Source organism: Pseudomonas sp. LS44, assembly GCF_024730785.1.
Classification (GTDB): Bacteria; Pseudomonadota; Gammaproteobacteria; order Pseudomonadales; family Pseudomonadaceae; genus Aquipseudomonas.
Genome location: NZ_CP102830.1, coordinates 3,350,178 through 3,365,923, shown reverse-complemented (window position 1 = coordinate 3,365,923; position 15,746 = coordinate 3,350,178). Strand labels below are relative to the sequence as shown.

Annotated in this window: 14 protein-coding genes and 1 pseudogene; 9 read left to right on the top strand and 6 right to left on the bottom strand. The window is 62.6% G+C overall.

Annotation, left to right across the window (positions count from 1 at the left end):
• The first annotated feature begins 3 nt into the window (after positions 1-3).
• Positions 4-2,595 carry a LuxR C-terminal-related transcriptional regulator gene (locus NVV93_RS20105; RefSeq protein ID WP_309137378.1) on the top strand — a complete coding sequence of 864 codons (2,592 nt, stop codon included), beginning with the start codon at positions 4-6 and terminating at the stop codon, positions 2,593-2,595.
• Here the strand turns inward: NVV93_RS20105 and NVV93_RS15040 are convergent.
• Positions 2,570-3,374 (bottom strand): annotated as a pseudogene (locus NVV93_RS15040) (SirB1 family protein). The gene NVV93_RS20105 and the pseudogene NVV93_RS15040 sit on opposite strands and share 26 nt — an antisense overlap.
• Before the next feature lie 355 nt (positions 3,375-3,729).
• On the opposite strand from NVV93_RS15040, the gene NVV93_RS15035 reads away from it, so the two are divergent.
• On the top strand, positions 3,730-4,752 hold the full coding sequence (locus NVV93_RS15035) for a Glu/Leu/Phe/Val dehydrogenase dimerization domain-containing protein (protein WP_258251450.1): 1,023 nt from the start codon (positions 3,730-3,732) through the stop codon (positions 4,750-4,752).
• Between the two features lie 143 nt (positions 4,753-4,895).
• Here NVV93_RS15035 and NVV93_RS15030 read toward each other — a convergent pair whose 3' ends face one another.
• The 4 genes from NVV93_RS15030 to NVV93_RS15015 all read right to left on the bottom strand — a co-directional run bounded on the left by NVV93_RS15030 (position 4,896) and on the right by NVV93_RS15015 (position 8,644).
• Positions 4,896-5,156, bottom strand: a complete 261-nt coding sequence (locus NVV93_RS15030; protein WP_258251449.1) for a YebG family protein — start codon at positions 5,154-5,156, stop codon at positions 4,896-4,898.
• A 182-nt stretch (positions 5,157-5,338) separates the two neighbouring features.
• Positions 5,339-7,030 (bottom strand): GMC family oxidoreductase, encoded by a 1,692-nt coding sequence (locus NVV93_RS15025; protein WP_258251448.1) that lies wholly within the window; start codon positions 7,028-7,030, stop codon positions 5,339-5,341.
• Positions 7,031-7,323: 293 nt separating this feature from the next.
• Positions 7,324-7,947 (bottom strand): metalloregulator ArsR/SmtB family transcription factor, encoded by a 624-nt coding sequence (locus tag NVV93_RS15020; RefSeq protein WP_258251446.1) that lies wholly within the window; start codon positions 7,945-7,947, stop codon positions 7,324-7,326.
• A 61-nt stretch (positions 7,948-8,008) separates the two neighbouring features.
• Positions 8,009-8,644, bottom strand: a complete 636-nt coding sequence (locus NVV93_RS15015; protein ID WP_258251445.1) for a hypothetical protein — start codon at positions 8,642-8,644, stop codon at positions 8,009-8,011.
• Positions 8,645-9,000: 356 nt separating this feature from the next.
• On the opposite strand from NVV93_RS15015, the gene NVV93_RS15010 reads away from it, so the two are divergent.
• Positions 9,001-9,468, top strand: a complete 468-nt coding sequence (locus NVV93_RS15010; RefSeq protein ID WP_258251443.1) for an aminoacyl-tRNA deacylase — start codon at positions 9,001-9,003, stop codon at positions 9,466-9,468.
• 196 nt (positions 9,469-9,664) lie between these two features.
• Positions 9,665-10,162 (top strand): phosphate-starvation-inducible protein PsiE, encoded by a 498-nt coding sequence (locus tag NVV93_RS15005; RefSeq protein ID WP_258251441.1) that lies wholly within the window; start codon positions 9,665-9,667, stop codon positions 10,160-10,162.
• A gap of 40 nt (positions 10,163-10,202) precedes the next feature.
• Here the strand turns inward: NVV93_RS15005 and NVV93_RS15000 are convergent, their stop codons facing one another.
• Positions 10,203-10,475 carry a DUF3509 domain-containing protein gene (locus tag NVV93_RS15000; protein ID WP_258251440.1) on the bottom strand — a complete coding sequence of 91 codons (273 nt, stop codon included), beginning with the start codon at positions 10,473-10,475 and terminating at the stop codon, positions 10,203-10,205.
• Between the two features lie 248 nt (positions 10,476-10,723).
• On the opposite strand from NVV93_RS15000, the gene NVV93_RS14995 reads away from it, so the two are divergent.
• The 5 genes from NVV93_RS14995 (at position 10,724) to NVV93_RS14975 (ending at position 15,689) form a co-directional block, all read left to right on the top strand.
• On the top strand, positions 10,724-12,892 hold the full coding sequence (locus NVV93_RS14995) for a TonB-dependent siderophore receptor (RefSeq protein ID WP_258251438.1): 2,169 nt from the start codon (positions 10,724-10,726) through the stop codon (positions 12,890-12,892).
• 165 nt (positions 12,893-13,057) lie between these two features.
• Positions 13,058-13,351, top strand: a complete 294-nt coding sequence (locus tag NVV93_RS14990; RefSeq protein WP_258251436.1) for a DUF3649 domain-containing protein — start codon at positions 13,058-13,060, stop codon at positions 13,349-13,351.
• Positions 13,348-14,880, top strand: a complete 1,533-nt coding sequence (locus NVV93_RS14985) for a PepSY domain-containing protein (RefSeq protein WP_258251435.1) — start codon at positions 13,348-13,350, stop codon at positions 14,878-14,880. Before NVV93_RS14990 ends, NVV93_RS14985 begins: the two co-directional genes overlap by 4 nt.
• A complete protein-coding gene (locus NVV93_RS14980) occupies positions 14,880-15,206 on the top strand; it encodes a DUF3325 domain-containing protein (protein WP_258251433.1) in 327 nt (108 codons plus the stop codon). The genes NVV93_RS14985 and NVV93_RS14980 overlap by 1 nt, the downstream gene beginning before the upstream one ends.
• Positions 15,207-15,404: 198 nt before the next feature.
• Positions 15,405-15,689, top strand: a complete 285-nt coding sequence (locus NVV93_RS14975) for a DUF3509 domain-containing protein (protein ID WP_258251432.1) — start codon at positions 15,405-15,407, stop codon at positions 15,687-15,689.
• The last annotated feature ends 57 nt before the right edge of the window (positions 15,690-15,746 follow it).

Below are 15,746 nucleotides of genomic sequence, written 5' to 3'. Positions count from 1 at the left end.
GTAATGAGTCAGCCAGTCGTTGTTTCCAGTCGCCAGCCGCGCTTGCCGCTCGTGCATGTGCCGCGTCCGCGTCTGTATCAACAACTATTGGCAAACGACTGCCGGTTGAGCCTGGTCTGCGCTCCGGCCGGTTTCGGCAAGAGCGTGTTGCTCAGCGAATGTGCACGGCAGATGCCGAGCGGTACGCGGCTGCTCTGGCTAGATCTCGGCGGCCGGGCACTGAGCCCTGCCGATCTGCTCGAGCGCCTGGCTGGCGCGCTGGGAGTGGTGGCGCCGGCCGGAGAGCCCGGCGAGGTGCTGGCCGGCTTGCTTGAGCGTGTCGAGCAGCGCCTGTGGATCGTTCTCGATGACTACCCGCGCCAGCCGAATGCCGAGCTGGACGATTGCCTCGATCGGCTGTTCGATCATATCCCACCGAATCTGCGCTGGTTTGTGGCTTGCCGGCGACGCCCGGCCTGGAACCTGCCGCGCCTGATGTTGCTCGGCGAGCTGCTGGAAATCGACGCTCCAAGCCTAGTGCTGGACGCCGCCGAGTTGCACCAGTTGTTGCTGATCCACGGCCTCAAGCTGTCGGGAGAACTGCAAGAGCGCCTGCGCCAAAGTAGCGAGGGCTGGCCGGCGGTGATCAGTCTGCTGCTGCTCAAGCTCGACCCGGCGCACCTGCACGAACGACTGTTGGCAGGCACGGCGTTGCTGCGCGATTACTTCGCTCGTGAAGTGCTGGGCGGTTTGGCTGCGCCGTTACCGGCGGCGCTACTGACTCTGGCTCATCTGCCACGTTTCTCCGAAGCGTTGGGCGAACACCTGCTGGGTGGTGCGGACGGCGGCGTGTTGGAAGAGTTGCGCAATCGCCAACTGTTGATCGGCGACAGTCCGGATCAGTCCGGCGAGCCGCTGCGGCTGTGGCGTCCGCTGGCGCAAGTCCTGCAGCGCTCGCAGGGGGCGGCCGTGGCAGCGCAGGTCCGTCAGCGCGCCGCGCAGTGGTTGTTCGAACATGGCCAGGTGCGTGAGGCGATCGACCAAGCGCTGGCGGCGGACCGCCTGGATTTGGCAGCGAATTACTTGCAGGGCTTTGATCAGAACCAGTTGCTGGTCGAGCGCAGCGCCAGCCAGTTCCTGCAGTGGCGCGACGAACTGCCACGCTTGCTGTTCGCCAGTTCGCCCCGCCTGATTTTCATGAGCGCCTGGACATTGATGTTCCGCGGCCGGCTCGACGAAATCGATGGTTGCCTGGCGGATCTGACGCGTTTTCTGCCCGAGGCTGACACGGGTCGGCAGACTCAATTGCTCGCCGAATGGCAGGCGGTGCAGGGCGCCTTGGATCGCCAGCGCGGTTTGCCGATGGCGCGCGAGCATTGTTTGGCCGCGCTTGCGGCGCTGGCGCCGACGAGCTGGGGCCCGCGCATGCTGTGCATGCAGACCTTGGCGCAGCACGCGCTGGCCTCTCAGCAATTGGAGCAGGCTGATGAGTTGCTGGCTGAGAGCGTGCGCCTGGCAAGGCTCAACGGCAATCTGACCTTCGAGGCGCTGTTCAACCTCGACTGCATCCACTTGCTGGCCATGCGTGGTGAGTTCGTCCAGGGCCTCGAACTGGCCGAGCGGACGGCGCAGCAAGTGGCCGCCGGTATGGCCCGCGGACCGGTGCTCGGGCGGCTGCGGCTGTTGCGCGGGGCGCTATTGGTCAGCTTGGGGCGCACCGAAGAGGCGCGCCGTGAATTACGCGAGGGGCTGCAGGAAACTGGCCACTATGAGGATGTCTATCAGCTGTTCGGTTATTTCGGCTTGGCTGAGCTGGCGGCGGAGTCCGGTGACTTCGCCCAGGCCCAACAGCTGGTGCGTGATGGCGAGCGTCTGTTGCAGTGGTTCAGGGTTCCGGAAATCCGCTATCGCGGCATACTCGATCTGGCCACCGGCTCGTTACTTCTGCGCCAGGGTGAATTGGCGGCGGCCGAGGCGATCCTGCAAGGTTTGCTCGAACACTATCGGCAGCACGATTTGTTGGCGCCATCCGGTTTCTACAGCCTGATTCCACGAGTACAGCATCGCCTGGCGTTGATCGCGTTGCGCCACGGGCGGGTCGATGCGGCCTTGGACGGGTTGTTCGAATTGCGCGACGTGTGCCTGGCTAACGGTCAGCTTGGCCTGGCGTGCGAGTGTCGCTTCAGCCTGGTGGAAGCGTTGCTGGCGGCTGGCCGCGCTGACGCAGCCAAGCAGGAGCTCCGCCAGGGGCTGGCGGATGCACAGCGGATGCGCATGATCCGCCCGTTGCAGGCGCTTTATGCGCGACAGCCGGACCTGCTCCTTGAGCACGCCAGCGAGGAACAGCAGCAGTTGCTTTTGCGCTCGCGTAAGGCGGATGACGCCGCGGAACTGCTCAGCGCCCGCGAGCTGGAAGTGCTCAAGCTGATTGCCGCCGGTCGTTCCAACCGAGAGATTGCCGAACTCCTGTTCATTTCCCTGCACACGGTGAAAACCCATGCGCATCGGATCAACACCAAGCTCAAGGTGGAGCGTCGCACCCAGGCGGTGGCCCAAGCCAAGCTGCTCGGCCTGCTCGACGAAGCCAAGTTCAGTGCAGTGCCGGACTTGGGCTGATTTGCCCCAGGCGTTGATTCAAAAGCAGGCGCTCGGCCGGATCGTCACTTAGTAGCAGGGCGTGTTCGAGGTCGTAGCGTTCGGCTTGCGGGCAGTCCAGATGACGATAGATTTCCGCGCGAGCCAGGTGATCGTGGGCCATGGGCGGACCGAGCAGCAGGGCCCGCTCGGCATCCTTGAGAGCAGCCAGATAGTCCTCGGCTTGCAGATGCAGCAACCGCAAGTTGCGCGACAGCCGTTGCAGGATGGTGTTTTCGTCGGTGGGTTGCAGTAGCGCGGCGGACAGTTCGGCGCGCGGTCCCAGCTTTCGCAGCAACAACTCGCGGCAATCATGGCTATACAGGCGCCGGCCACCGCAGGGGTCGAGTAGGTGATCGGCGCCCGGAACGCGGAGCAGAAAGCGGCCGGGGAAGTTCACCCCCGCACAGGGGAATGTCCAGGCGCCGTGCCAACTCCAGAGCGAGCAAGGCCAGTGATAGCGGTTGACCGCGACGGCGCTGCAGGACCCGGTGCAGCAAGGCCGCTTGCGGACGCAGCGGCACATCGTCGTCTTCATGAAAATCCAACTCGTTGAGTCGCCGCAGCAGCGGTTGCGCCAGCTCCCGCACCGGCAAATCGGGCAAGCCGGCACGGACTTGCTGGACTAATCCGCCGAGGCTATCCAGCAGCGTCTGCGGTTGCACGCTGGGATGGTGCTCGGCGGCAATCCACAGGGCAGCTTCGAAAAGCCCGCGAGGGCCTTGGTGCAGGCAGTCGAAACAGTGTTGGCGCGGGGTCATTGCAGCCTCCCAATAACTCCTTTGCTATTTAGCGGCTTGGTTAAATTTCGTCCAGTTTTTCCAGCAACGCTGCGGTAGGTATCGCTGTGCTCGAGCCATCCACAAGCAAACTGTAGGAGCGGATTTATCCGCGATTGCCGCAGGCATGGTTGGCCCGATCGTCCTACACGAGCAAAGTCGGCGAGCGGTTCGTGGGTTGGCGTTGAGCGCAGCGATACCCAACCCGATTGGCCCGCAAGTCACGCGGTACTTATGTACGCAACATCGCTTCACTGCCCGGCTTATACCGGGCTGATCAGTCCGTTGCGGGCTTGCCACCTATACTGGCTCTAGTCACCAGCAAGGGAGCCACACCATGTTTGCCATCATGGAAGCAGCCCGGCTAGAAGCGCTGCATCTGGCGCAGGACCCGGTCACCGGTCTCAAGGCGATTATCGCCATCCACAGCACCAAACTCGGCCCCGCGCTCGGTGGCTGCCGCTATCTGGCCTATCCCGACGACATCAGCGCGATGCGCGATGCCGTGCGCCTGGCTCATGGCATGAGCTACAAAGCGGCGCTGGCCGGCCTCGATCATGGCGGCGGCAAGGCGGTGATCATTCGTCCGCCGCATGTGGACAATCGCGCCGCGCTGTTCGAGGCCTTCGGTCGCGTTATCGAGTCGCTCAAGGGGCGCTATATCACTGCCGTCGACAGCGGTACCTCGAGCGCCGACATGGATTGCATCGCGCAACAGACCCGCCACGTGACTAGCACCACCAGCGCTGGCGATCCTTCGCCGCATACCGCCATGGGCGTGTTCGCCGGTATCCGCGCGACTGCCCTGGCGCGGCTCGGCAGCGATGACCTGGAGGGTCTGCGCATCGCCGTGCAAGGCCTCGGCAATGTCGGTTATGGGTTGGCCGAGCAGCTGCATGCGGCGGGTGCCGAGTTGTTGGTCAGCGATCTGGATGGCGGCCGGGTACGCTTGGCGGTCGAGGAGCTGGGCGCTCAGCCGATTGCCCCGGAGGCGCTACTCAGCACCCCGTGCGATATCCTCGCGCCCTGCGGCCTAGGTGGCGTGTTGAATTCGCATACGGTCAGGCAATTGCATTGCGCGGCGGTGGCCGGCGCCGCCAACAATCAACTGGCCAGTGTGGAAGTGGCCGACGAACTGGAGGCGCGCGGCATCCTGTATGCGCCGGACTATGTAGTCAATTCCGGTGGGTTGATCTACGTAGCGCTGCGCCATCGCGACGAGAGCCTGGTCGCGATCACCTCACGGATGTCGCAGATCGGGCTGCGCCTCACCGAAATATTCGCCCATGCGCAGGCCGATAAACGTTCACCGGCGCGGGTCGCTGATGATCTCGCCGAGCGCCTGCTATACGGCAATTGATCGTCCGGCGATCCGGAAGAAGCGGGATTTACCCGGTGTGGCGAAGCGGCGCGATCCCCCGGCGCGCTGGAAGTGTCGGAGGGGTAAATGCAACAGGCCCCTGGAAAGGGGCCTGTTTTTTATTCCGTACGGCGTACTTCAGGCTAGGTGGCTTCGCCGGCACTCAGCTCGTTCAGCGCATCGGGCTGATTCTTGAAGGCGCGAGCGAAGATGTCGCGGTTTTTCGCCATGTAGATGCCTAGTTCTTCGACCTGCTGCTCGCTCAGCGAAGGCACGGCTTTTTGCAGGACGTCCGCCAGCGATTCGGCCAGCTCGAGCATCTTGTCATGACGATCTGCTTCGGCCTTATCCATGAACAAACGCTCCGGGTCCCGGCTGCTGCGATACACCACTTCGACGGCCATTCATCACCTCACCTTCATGCTGGTCAGTTAATTCGATACTGTTGTTATATACAGTATTGCGAGCATAAAGCAGTGCAAGGCTTTTAGCCAGCAGCGGCATTCGTGGCAAGTCTTTATCCCGGAGAAAGCAAAAAGGGGCGCCCCATGGCCGCCCCTTTTTCCTGTCGCTTAAGCGTTTGCCATCAGCCGGCCAGCGCGGCTTCCGGGGTAGCCGCGGTGCTGCCATCCGCGCGTGCGGCGGCGCGGATCAGGTCGGCGGCCTTCTCGGCGATCATGATGGTCGGCGCGTTGGTGTTGCCGCCCACCTGCGTCGGCATGACCGAGGCGTCCGCCACGCGCAGGCCTTCCACGCCGCGCACGCGCAGTTGCGAGTCGACCACCGAGTTGACGTCGCTGCCCATGCGGCAGGTGCCGATCGGGTGATAGACGTTGTCGGCATGCTTGCGAATCATCTGTTCCACGGCGCGGTCGTCGCTGCCGTCGAACTTCAGATGGCCGTGGAACAGTGGCTTGCCGCCGAAGCGGGTCAGTGCCGGCTGCTCCAAAATGCTGTTCACGATTTTCGCGCCCTTGAGCATGGTCTGCATGTCGCGTTCGTCCTTGAGCAGGTTGAACTCGATCAGCGGAGCGTCGCGCATGTCGGCGGACTTCAGGCGGACTTCGCCGCGGCTGTGTGGGCGCAGCACGCAGACGTGCACCGAGTAGCCGGAACCGTAGTGGAAGGTGCGGCCGTGGTTGTCGCCGGAGGACATCACGAAGTGCAGCTGCACGTCCGGATCGGCCAGGCTCGGGTCGGTCTTCAAGAAGGCGCCGGCCTCGGTGAAGGTGCGGGTGAACAGGCCACCGCGCTCGCGACGGTACTTGAGCAGCTGCCAGGCGTAGCTGAGCATGCCGCGCACGGTGACGCCGAACAGGTCGGTGCTGAACTTGCGCTTGTGCAGGATCAGGTCGGGGTGTTCCTGCAGGTTCTTGCCGACTTCCGGCGAGTCCTGCACCACTTCGATGCCCATCTCCTTCAGGTGCTGGGCCGGGCCGACGCCGGAGGCCAGCAGCAGTTGCGGGGAGACCAGGCTGCCGGCGCTGATGATCACTTCGCGGCGGGCGCGCAGGACCACTTCCTGGCCATTGCGCTCAACCAGCACGCCGACTGCGCGCTTGCCCTCGAAGACGATGCGCAGTGCGCGGGTGTTGGTCAGCACACTGAGGTTGCGGCGGCCGCCGTTGTGGGTGCTGTCTTCAACCTTGCCCCGGTGCAGGTAGGCGCGCGCGGAGTTCCAGCGCTCGCCGTTGTGCTGGGTGACCTGAAAGTAGCCGACGCCTTCCTGCTTCGGGCCGTTGAAGTCGTGGTTGTACGGGTAGCCGGCGTGGGCGGCGGCCTCGATGAAGTGGCGTGCGTAGGAGCAGGGTGCGCGCGGGTCGGTCACGTGCAGCGGGCCGCTGCCGCCGTGCAACGGATCGTCGTCGCGGCCGGCGACCCGTTCGTTGTTTTCCGAGCGTTTGAAGTAGGGCAGCACGTCCTGCCAGCTCCAGCCCTCGCAGCCCAGTTTGGCCCAGCGGTCGTAGTCGGACGGGGTGCCGCGCAGGTAGAGCATGCCGTTGATCGACGAGCTGCCGCCCAGGCCGCGGCCGCGCGGCACGTAGCTGGCACGCTCGGCCATGCTTGGCTGCGGCTCGGTTTCGTAGGCGTAGTTGAACTCGCCTTCGCGCGGGATGACCAGGGCGATACCCACCGGGGTGGTGATTTTCGCGTTGTGATCATGGCCGCCGGTTTCCAGCAGGGCGATGGTTTCGCTGCCGCTGTCGGCCAACCGGCCGGCGACCGCGCAGCCGGCCGAGCCGGCACCCACCACGATGTAGTCGAATGTGTTTTCCATCTGCTGTTCCTGTCGTTGATCTTGTGGGGATGCAGGCATCGGTATCCAGCGGGGTGCCCGAAGGAGCGTCGAAGGGCAGGGCATGCGCCCACGAGCAAAAATTGCTGAGTAGGGATTATTCGACGACGACTGTGCGGTTCCATCGTTCTTTTGAACCATTTCACGACTCAGCCAGCCGCATGACCGTATCCAGGCTTGCAGGGCTGATGCGCCGGGAACTTCCGAGCAGCATCTGCAATGGAGGGTGGGCTAGTTGTGGGCATGGCCCGCATCATCGCGACCTGCCTGGGCCTTTAGGGCTTGTCGGTTTTGTCCATCAGCCGGAAGCGACAGACGGTACCGCCGCGCACCATGCACTCCAGGTGCTGCACGTCGCCGCCGCCGAGGGCACCGATCAGCGCCAGGTCGAGTTCGCAGACTTCCGGATGGGCCTTGGCCAGGTGATGGAATACGCAGTTGTGCGCGACTATTTCCGGCTCGCCGGTCGAGCGGAAGAACACCTCGGCCTCATAGCCCGCGTCATTCATATGGCTGGCGATCTGCGCTTCGCTGACCACCTGCGGTTCCATGCCGGCGGCCAGCTTGCGGCCGAGGCTGCGCATTAACTGGACGAGCTTGTCGTGGCCGATGATGGCCGCCACTTCATCGATCAACAGGTCGGCCAGCAGCTGGTATTGGCGGGGAAACAGTTCCCGGCCGCGTGGCGAGAGCAGGTACAACTGCTGCGGACGCCGGCCGGTTGGCCGGGTTTCACCGCGCAGGATCAGGCCGTCGCGTTCCAGCGCGGCGAGATGTTGGCGGATCGCCGTGCGGGTCACCGCCAGGTGGCTGGCGAGCTCATCGATGCTCATGCCTGCCGCTTGGTACAGCAGGGCGCTGAGCAGATCTTGCTGGGTGCGACCCATTCCCTGAAGCATTCACCTACCTCGCCGGCAAAGAGGGGGCGTGGCAACGCCCCGGTTGGTCTCAGAGCTTGTTTCAGAACTTGGCCGGGAACTGCTTGACCAGTGCCGCCGTCAAGGTGTCCGCGAGGACCAGCATGTGTTCGCGCATGGCCTGCCAGGTTTTCGCTTCCGCGGCGTAGTCCTGCTTGCCCAGCTGATCGATCTGAGCGACATGGTGTCCGCCGTGCGCACTGAGCATGGTGACCAGGGTGTTCTCCGGCAAGTTCGGATTGGCCGTGGCGAGGAACTTGGCAATGGCCTTGGCATTGCTGGTCAGCTCGCTGACGGCGGCCTTCTTACCGGCCGCATTCTTGGCGACAGCCGCATCGCTGTAGTGCTTGACGGCGCCCCAGTGCCCGGCCAGCAGCTTGAGCAACTGATCGGCAGCCGGCTGGCCATACAGCGGCGCGAGGCTGTTGGCGATCGCCGTGGCATTGGCCACCACCTCGGTGACCGCGGTATCGGCCTGCTTGCGCTCGTCGGCCTGATTGGCGATCACATAGTTGCGCACCCAGAAAATATGCTCCACCCACAGATCCCGCAGCGCCAGGCGCGTACTTAGCGCGGCAGAGTCCGCGCCAGCGGGTTGGCTGCGGCTTTGTTCCATCTGGCTCCAGACGGGTTGAGCGCATAGTGCAAGCAACAGTAAGACCAGGGTTCTAATGTTCATGGCGATATCCTCGTGTGGTGGACTGCCCTACAAAAAACAATTAAAGCATAAAAAAATGCCAATATTGTTGGGCACAACTTTTCCTGCGTAGATCGCGATGTGCGGGAGGTTTTTGGGGCATCGCTATCGGGTGTTCGCGCGCTGCCATCCGCCGTGCGGCACAGGAGCGACGAAGCCGCTGCACTAAACTGATAACAGGGCAGCGGTGTTTGTCGCTGCCGGGCGGGGAACCGGAGGTTTCCCGGGTGCGCAACCGCGCAGGTTGCCCTTCGGGCCGGTGCCTAACCGGCTGACGCTGGAGTCATCAGGAACATGATTGCGGCGCCGATCCTCAGACCCACGGCTGGAGGTGCATCATGACCATGGCCACCCGTTTACAGAGCTATCTGTCGCAGCGTCATTCGCACTACGACATGCTCCAGCATGACCCTTCCGTGACCACTCGCGAAGCCGCGCGCCGCGCCGGAATACCGCCGCAGCTGATGGCCAAGCCGGTGATTCTCGATGACTTTCAAGGGCACTGGTTGATGGCGGTAGTTCCCGCAACTCGCCAGGTCGATCTGCAGAAAGTCCACAAGCTCACCAAGCGGCATTGGCGGTTGGCGCGGGAAAGCGAATTCAGCAGCAGCTTCGGCGATTGCGATCTCGGTGCGATTCCCGCCGTCGGCAGTGCGTTCGGTATCGAGACGCTGATCGATCAGTCGCTGGCTGGCGTCAAGGACGTGTATTTCGAGGCCGGTGACCATGAGGCGCTGGTGCATATGAGCAGCGAGCAATACCTCAAACTCATGCCCGACGCGCCGCGCGCGCCGCTCAGCGAGTGAGCTGATGGCGCCAGTCGCCTGAGCGCTGCGGCCCATTGTCGATTTACTCTGCCAGGTGCTGTTGTGTGCCTGGCGGAGCCGTGTCCCGCGATCACCCTTTATAGAATGCAGCTGGCCCTGTTTCTGCATAACGTCATGTGCGGTCGGCATCATGGTTGGCCGGTGTTTCAAGGACGTTGTTCAAGGAGCTGCAATCGTGAAGATCAATTGGGCCGAGTCGCTACGCGAAAGCGTGCATGAACTGGCGGAGTCGTTGGGCAATCTGTTCGTCGAGAGCTTCCACTACCTGGCGCTGTTCGCCATCGGCGGCATCACCGCCTGGGCGGCGGTCGCGGCGTTTCTGCAGATGGTCGAGAAGGGGCATATCGCGGTCGATGACATCCTGCTCCTGTTCATCTATCTCGAACTGGGCGCCATGGTCGGCATCTATTTCAAGACCAATCACATGCCGGTGCGCTTTCTGATTTATGTGGCGATCACCGCGTTGACCCGTCTGCTGATTTCCGATGTGTCGCACCACAATGGCCTGAGCCTGGGCGTGGTGTACGTCTCGGCGGCGATTCTGTTGCTGGCGTTGTCGATCCTCGTTGTGCGCTACGCCTCGTCGCAATTCCCTTCGGTGTCGACCGAAAGGGCTGGTCGCCGAAAACTCCGTCGTGGTGCGGAGCCAGACAGCGAGCCGGGCGAAATCTGAAGTAAAAATTTGAGCTGGATCAGCGGGCGATGGACTGCATCTACCGCTGCATCGCGCGCCGTTCACACAGCGAGGCCAGCGCTTCGCGTGGCGCCTGACCACGTTCGATGGCGATGCCGAACTGCACACTTTCAATCAGATGGTGCAGGCGCTTCGGATCATTGCGTTGCGCCGGGCTGATCCGCCGTTTGGCGATCACGCTGTCCTCATCGGAAAGGGTCAGCATGATGCTGCCGTCCAGACTTTCGATGCTGAAATTGACCCGATATTGCGGGTGAAAGGCGTCGGTGAGTAAGCGAAAAGGGTTGTCCATGGCGGGTTACCGGGAAATTGGGAATCAGTAGGTGGACAGGCTTACTAACGAAAAAGTTCGCTATGCCAATCCTCTTAGGGCCGCTGGAGCACGGCTCCAATAACCGCGCGAACCAGCGCGGGCAGGGGTTGCCGGGGATCCTACAGTTTACAAATGCGAATTACTCGCAAATACTCACTTAAACTATTTGTAAATGCGATTTATTCGCGCAAATCTCCCCGACAGCTTTCCCCCATAAGGATTTCCCGATGTCGCCTGTCACCACGCGCAAGCCCCTTGCTATGGCCGTCCGCGCCGCATTGTTTGGCTTTCCTCTGATGGTTGCCCCGTTGAGCATGGCCGCCGAATCCTCGTCGGCCAGCGCAGCGCAAAGCAAGAAAGGCGAGGTGCAGCTGCGGGCAGTCAACGTCAACGGCGTGGCGGAAGAGCAAAGCGCATTCGCTCCGGTGACCGGTTATGTGGCCGAGCGGCAGTCCAGCGGGACCAAGACCGACACGCCGATTCTGGAAACCCCGCAATCGATCTCGGTAGTCACCGCCGACCAGATTCGCGATCAGGGCGTGGTGACCGTGCAGGACGCGCTGCGCTACACCGCCGGTGTGCGCAGCGAGGCGTATGGCAATGACAGTCGCGGCGATTGGGGCATGATTCGCGGCAGCGAACCGGTCATGTATCAGGACGGAATGCAGAAAACCTTCGGCTTCTACTCCAGTTCGCGTCCTGATCCGTACACCCTCGAGCGTATCGAAGTGCTCAAGGGGCCGTCGTCGATGCTCTATGGTTCGAGTCCGGTGGGCGGCTTGGTCAATCTGGTCAGCAAACGTCCGCAGGCCGAGCAACGCGGCCAGGTGCAGGTGCAATACGGCAGTTTCGACCGCGCCCAGATTGCCGGCGATCTCACCGGTTCGGTGAACGAGGATGGCACGCTGTTGTACCGGATGATCGCGATCGGCCGGGATAGCAACACCCAGGTCGACCATGTCGGCGACGACCGCAAAGTCCTGGCTCCGGCGATTACCTGGCGTCCGAACGATCAGCTCGAGTGGACGGTTCTGGCCAGTTACCAGAAGGATGAAAGTGGCTCGACCAGCCAATTCCTGCCACATGCCGGCACTGTGCTGCCGGCTCCCAATGGTCGTATCAGCACCGAGCGGTTCATGAGCGAGCCGGGATTCGATAGGTACGACACCGAACAAAAATCGGTTACTTCGCTGTTCTCCTACACGCTGGACGATGTCTGGACGCTGCGCCAGAACCTGCGCTATGCGAACAGCGAGGTCGATTATCAGAGCATGTACCCGGCCTTCCCACCGACCATCAATCCAGACGGACGCACCATCAACCGCTCGTACTGGATGGCCAAGCCGGACCTCAAATACTGGACTGCAGATAACCAGGCCGAAGCGCATTTCGGCACCGGGCAACTTGAACATACCCTGCTGATGGGCATCGACTATCAGCACGCGGTGAACAATCGGGATTGGCAGTTTGGCTCTGCAGCGCCGTTGGATCTGTACGATCCGGTCTATCTCGGATTCGACGCGCCAACCGATTGGATTTCCGATCCCGAGCAGACCCTTACCCAGAAAGGCATGTATGTGCAGGATCAGCTGAAGTGGGATGAGCACTGGCTGCTGACGCTGGGCCTGCGCAAGGATTTCGTGGAAAACCGCTTCGACGGAGTGGGTACCCAGAAAGATGACAAAGTCACCGGGCGTGCCGGTCTGACCTATCTGTTCGATAACGGTTTTGCGCCGTACCTCAGCTACAGCGAATCCTTCCAACCGGAAATCGGTCTCGATCTGTCGACCGGCGCGGCATACACGCCCAAAGAGGGTAAACAGTGGGAACTCGGCGTGAAATATCAGCCGCCGGGCAGCCGCAGTCTATTCACCGCAGCGGTATACGACCTGGTGGAAAACAATCGGTTGGTGGCCGATCCAACCAATCCGTTCAATCAGATTCAAATCGGCGAGGCCCATGTGCAGGGCCTGGAGCTGGAGGCGCAGGCCGGGCTCACCGAGAACTGGGATTTGATCGCCACCTACAGCTACGCCGATAGCGAAGTGAGCAAAGGCACTCCGGGCTACGACGACGGTAAGCGTCTGCCGAGCGTGCCGGAACACATGTCCTCCCTGTGGAACGTCTACCGTTTCAGCCTCGGCGACATTTCCGGCTTCCGCGTGGGTGCCGGCGTGCGTTATGTGGGCGAAAGCTGGGATGGCACCGACACCCTGAAAACCCCGTCGACCACCCTGTATGACGCGATGTTCGGCTACAGCTACCAGAACTGGGATTTCATGCTGAACGCCAACAACCTCGAAGACGAAACCTACTACACCACCTGCCTGGCCCGGGGTGACTGCTTCGTGGGCGCGCGCCGCAATATCGTCGGCACCTTGGCGTACAACTTCTGATTTGCGCTGCCGTACGCCACGTTCGGTGGCGTATGGCAGGCGTGACTGGCCTGGGGACATCTAGAGAATAATCGGACTTTCTGGTGCGAATATTTCTCAATACTATATGCATCTTGTTGGCATTTACGGCGGCACCCCCAGCAACCTTCAATTAGAGAAATTACTGTGGCCAAGAACCAAGCCTCTCCGTGGGGCATCACGTCGCGCGTGTTGGCAGCGATTGTCGGCGGCTACGCGTTGGCCTACGGCTTTACCGCGTTCTTCACCGTCTACCTGCCGCTGGCCCGTCCTGATCGCGTAGTGTTTTCCAGCATCCTTTGCTTCGCCGTATGGACCGCCGCGGTGATTTACGTCTTCGCCGCGCGCAGTGCTACCCGTGCCTGGCTGGTGTTGGCTGGCTTGACCCTGGCAATGGGCCTGGCGGCCTTCCTACCTTCTGGACTGGGAGCGCGACCATGAGCCTCAGACAAAACATCGCGGGCCTGCATACCTGGGGCGGACTGCTGCCCAGCTGGCTGCTCTACGTGATCATTTTCGCCGGCACCATCGCCTGCTTCGACAAGGAGCTGGAGCGTTGGATGCGTCCGGCGCTGCATCAAACCAGCGCATCGAGCATGAGCGCCGACGAGGTGCGCAGCTGGGTGCAGCAGAACGTCAAAGACGATCTGCATGCCTTCTGGATGCACGGCCCCACCGCGCGCGAACCCTACTGGCGGCTCGGCTGGGAAGTGAACAAGACCGAAGAGATTCACAACGTCGCCTTCGATCCGTTGAGCAAAGCGCCGATGCCGGAAACCCTCGGCGGCGAGTTCTTCTTCACCCTGCATTACAACCTGCACGCCGGCACGATTGGCATGTACATCGTCGGCCTGGCCGGCATGTTCATGCTGGTGGCGCTGATCAGCGGAGTGATCATCCATCGGCGGATCTTCAAGGACTTCTTCACCCTGCGGCCGAACGCCAACGGTCAGCGGGCCTGGCTGGATGCGCACAATCTGTTCGGCGTGGTCGGTTTTCCGTTCCATCTGGTGCTGGCCTATACCGGCGTGGCGATCTTCGTCGCCTCCTACATGCCCGCCGGGGCGCAAATCGCCTACAAGAACGATGTCGAACATTTCTTCAGTGAGGTGATGGGCAGTTTCGAGCGGGCGGAAACCCATCAGCCGGCGCTGCCGCCGGTATCCCTGAATGCCTTGATCGAGCGCTCGCAACAACAATGGGGCGATGGCCAGCCGGGCTGGGTCAGTGTCCATCATCCCGCCGACAGCTCAGCGGTGGTGGACATCCGTCGTTACGACCGTTCGCGCATTGCGGCCTACCAATACACCCTCAGCTACGACGCCGGCAGCGGTGAACTGCTCAATGTGCAGAAGCCGTTCGGCCCGGGCTACCAGACCTACAGCTGGCTGGCGGGTCTGCACATGGCGCAGTTCGGCGGGAGCCTGGTGCGCGCGCTGTACTTCCTGATGGGCTTGGCCGGCTGCGCCATGCTGATCGGTGGTCTGAAGGTCTGGCTGAGCAAGCGCGAAGCACGTGGCGGTCGCGGTATCGGCGTGGTGCGCGCGCTCAACGGCGCGGTGCTCGGCGGTTTGCCGGTGGCCAGCTTGGCGCTGCTGTGGGGCAATCGCCTGTTGCCGGCTGGCCTGGCCGAGCGGGCGAGGGCAGAGGCCTATGTGTTCGTCGGCAGCTGGTTGCTGCTGGCGCTGTGGGCGGTGCTGCGGCGCAATAGCGGCCAGGTCGCCCGCGATGTGCTCGCGCTGCTCGCCGTGCTGGCGCTGGGTCTGCCGCTGCTCAATGCGCTGACTACCGAATACGGCCATCTGGGCTCGACGCTGCTGCGCGGCGACTGGGCGTTGGCCGGCGTCGATCTGACCTTGCTGCTGGTCGGCGGCCTCTGTGCGCTGTTCGCCTGGCGCTTAGCCCAGCCACAGACGCAGCGCCTGAAAGCGCCGCGTGTCGCTCGGCAACTGGTCGAGGAGGGCGTGTGATGCTCTGGTTGAGTTTTGCCTTGAGCTATCTGGCGATGACCCTGCTCAGTCTGGCCATGCCCCGTCATCACAAGACCCTGTTCGGCGCGGCGCCTGTGCGGGGGCGGGTGTTGCTCCTGCGTCTGCTGGCTGGCGTTGGTTTGATTGCCGCGTTACTGCTGTGCCTCGCCCAGTTGGGCGGGGAGATCGGTGCGGTGATCTGGTTGTGCCAGCTGATGCTCGCCGGTGTGCTGTTGGTGTTGTTGCTGGCCTGGCGGAAACGCTGGATTCTGCCGGTCGCCGCGCTGCTGCCGGCGGCCAGCGGTTTGTCCCTGCTGCTGTTTTAACGCCCCGCCGCTTGCTCGCAAACAGGGCAAGCGGCGCGCTGTTGCGCCTTCGTCGTTCACCTGGCCGGCGCAGGCTTGCGCGAAAACCCAGAAAAAATCCCAGTATGCGGCGCTCGCGACCGCTGGTCGTAGCGCCCCGCAAGTTGGCCCCTGGCTTGCTCCGTACTCAGCGAGATCCAACGCTGCAGGTACCTGGCCATGCTCAATCCCTTCAAGTTCGTGAGTGATTCATTCAAGGATGAGTTTCTGGTGCGCTTCAGCATCGGCAGCCCGGACGGCAGCGCCACGCTGTCGCTGAGCAACCAACAAGGCACGGTGGCGCAGCGGGTGCTCAGCGGCGAGCAGCTGGCTGATCGAGCCAAGCTGGAACAAGCGATCCAGAGCATTCGGTTTGGTCTGGCTATCGATGAGGGCTCGGGGGTTTCCTGTCTGGACAAGATCAGCCGCCCGGCGGCCAACGAGGCGATCAGTGCCGCTCGTTGAGCCGGAAGTTGGATGCGAAAAAGCCAGGCATCGCGCCTGGCTTTTTGTGGGTGACGG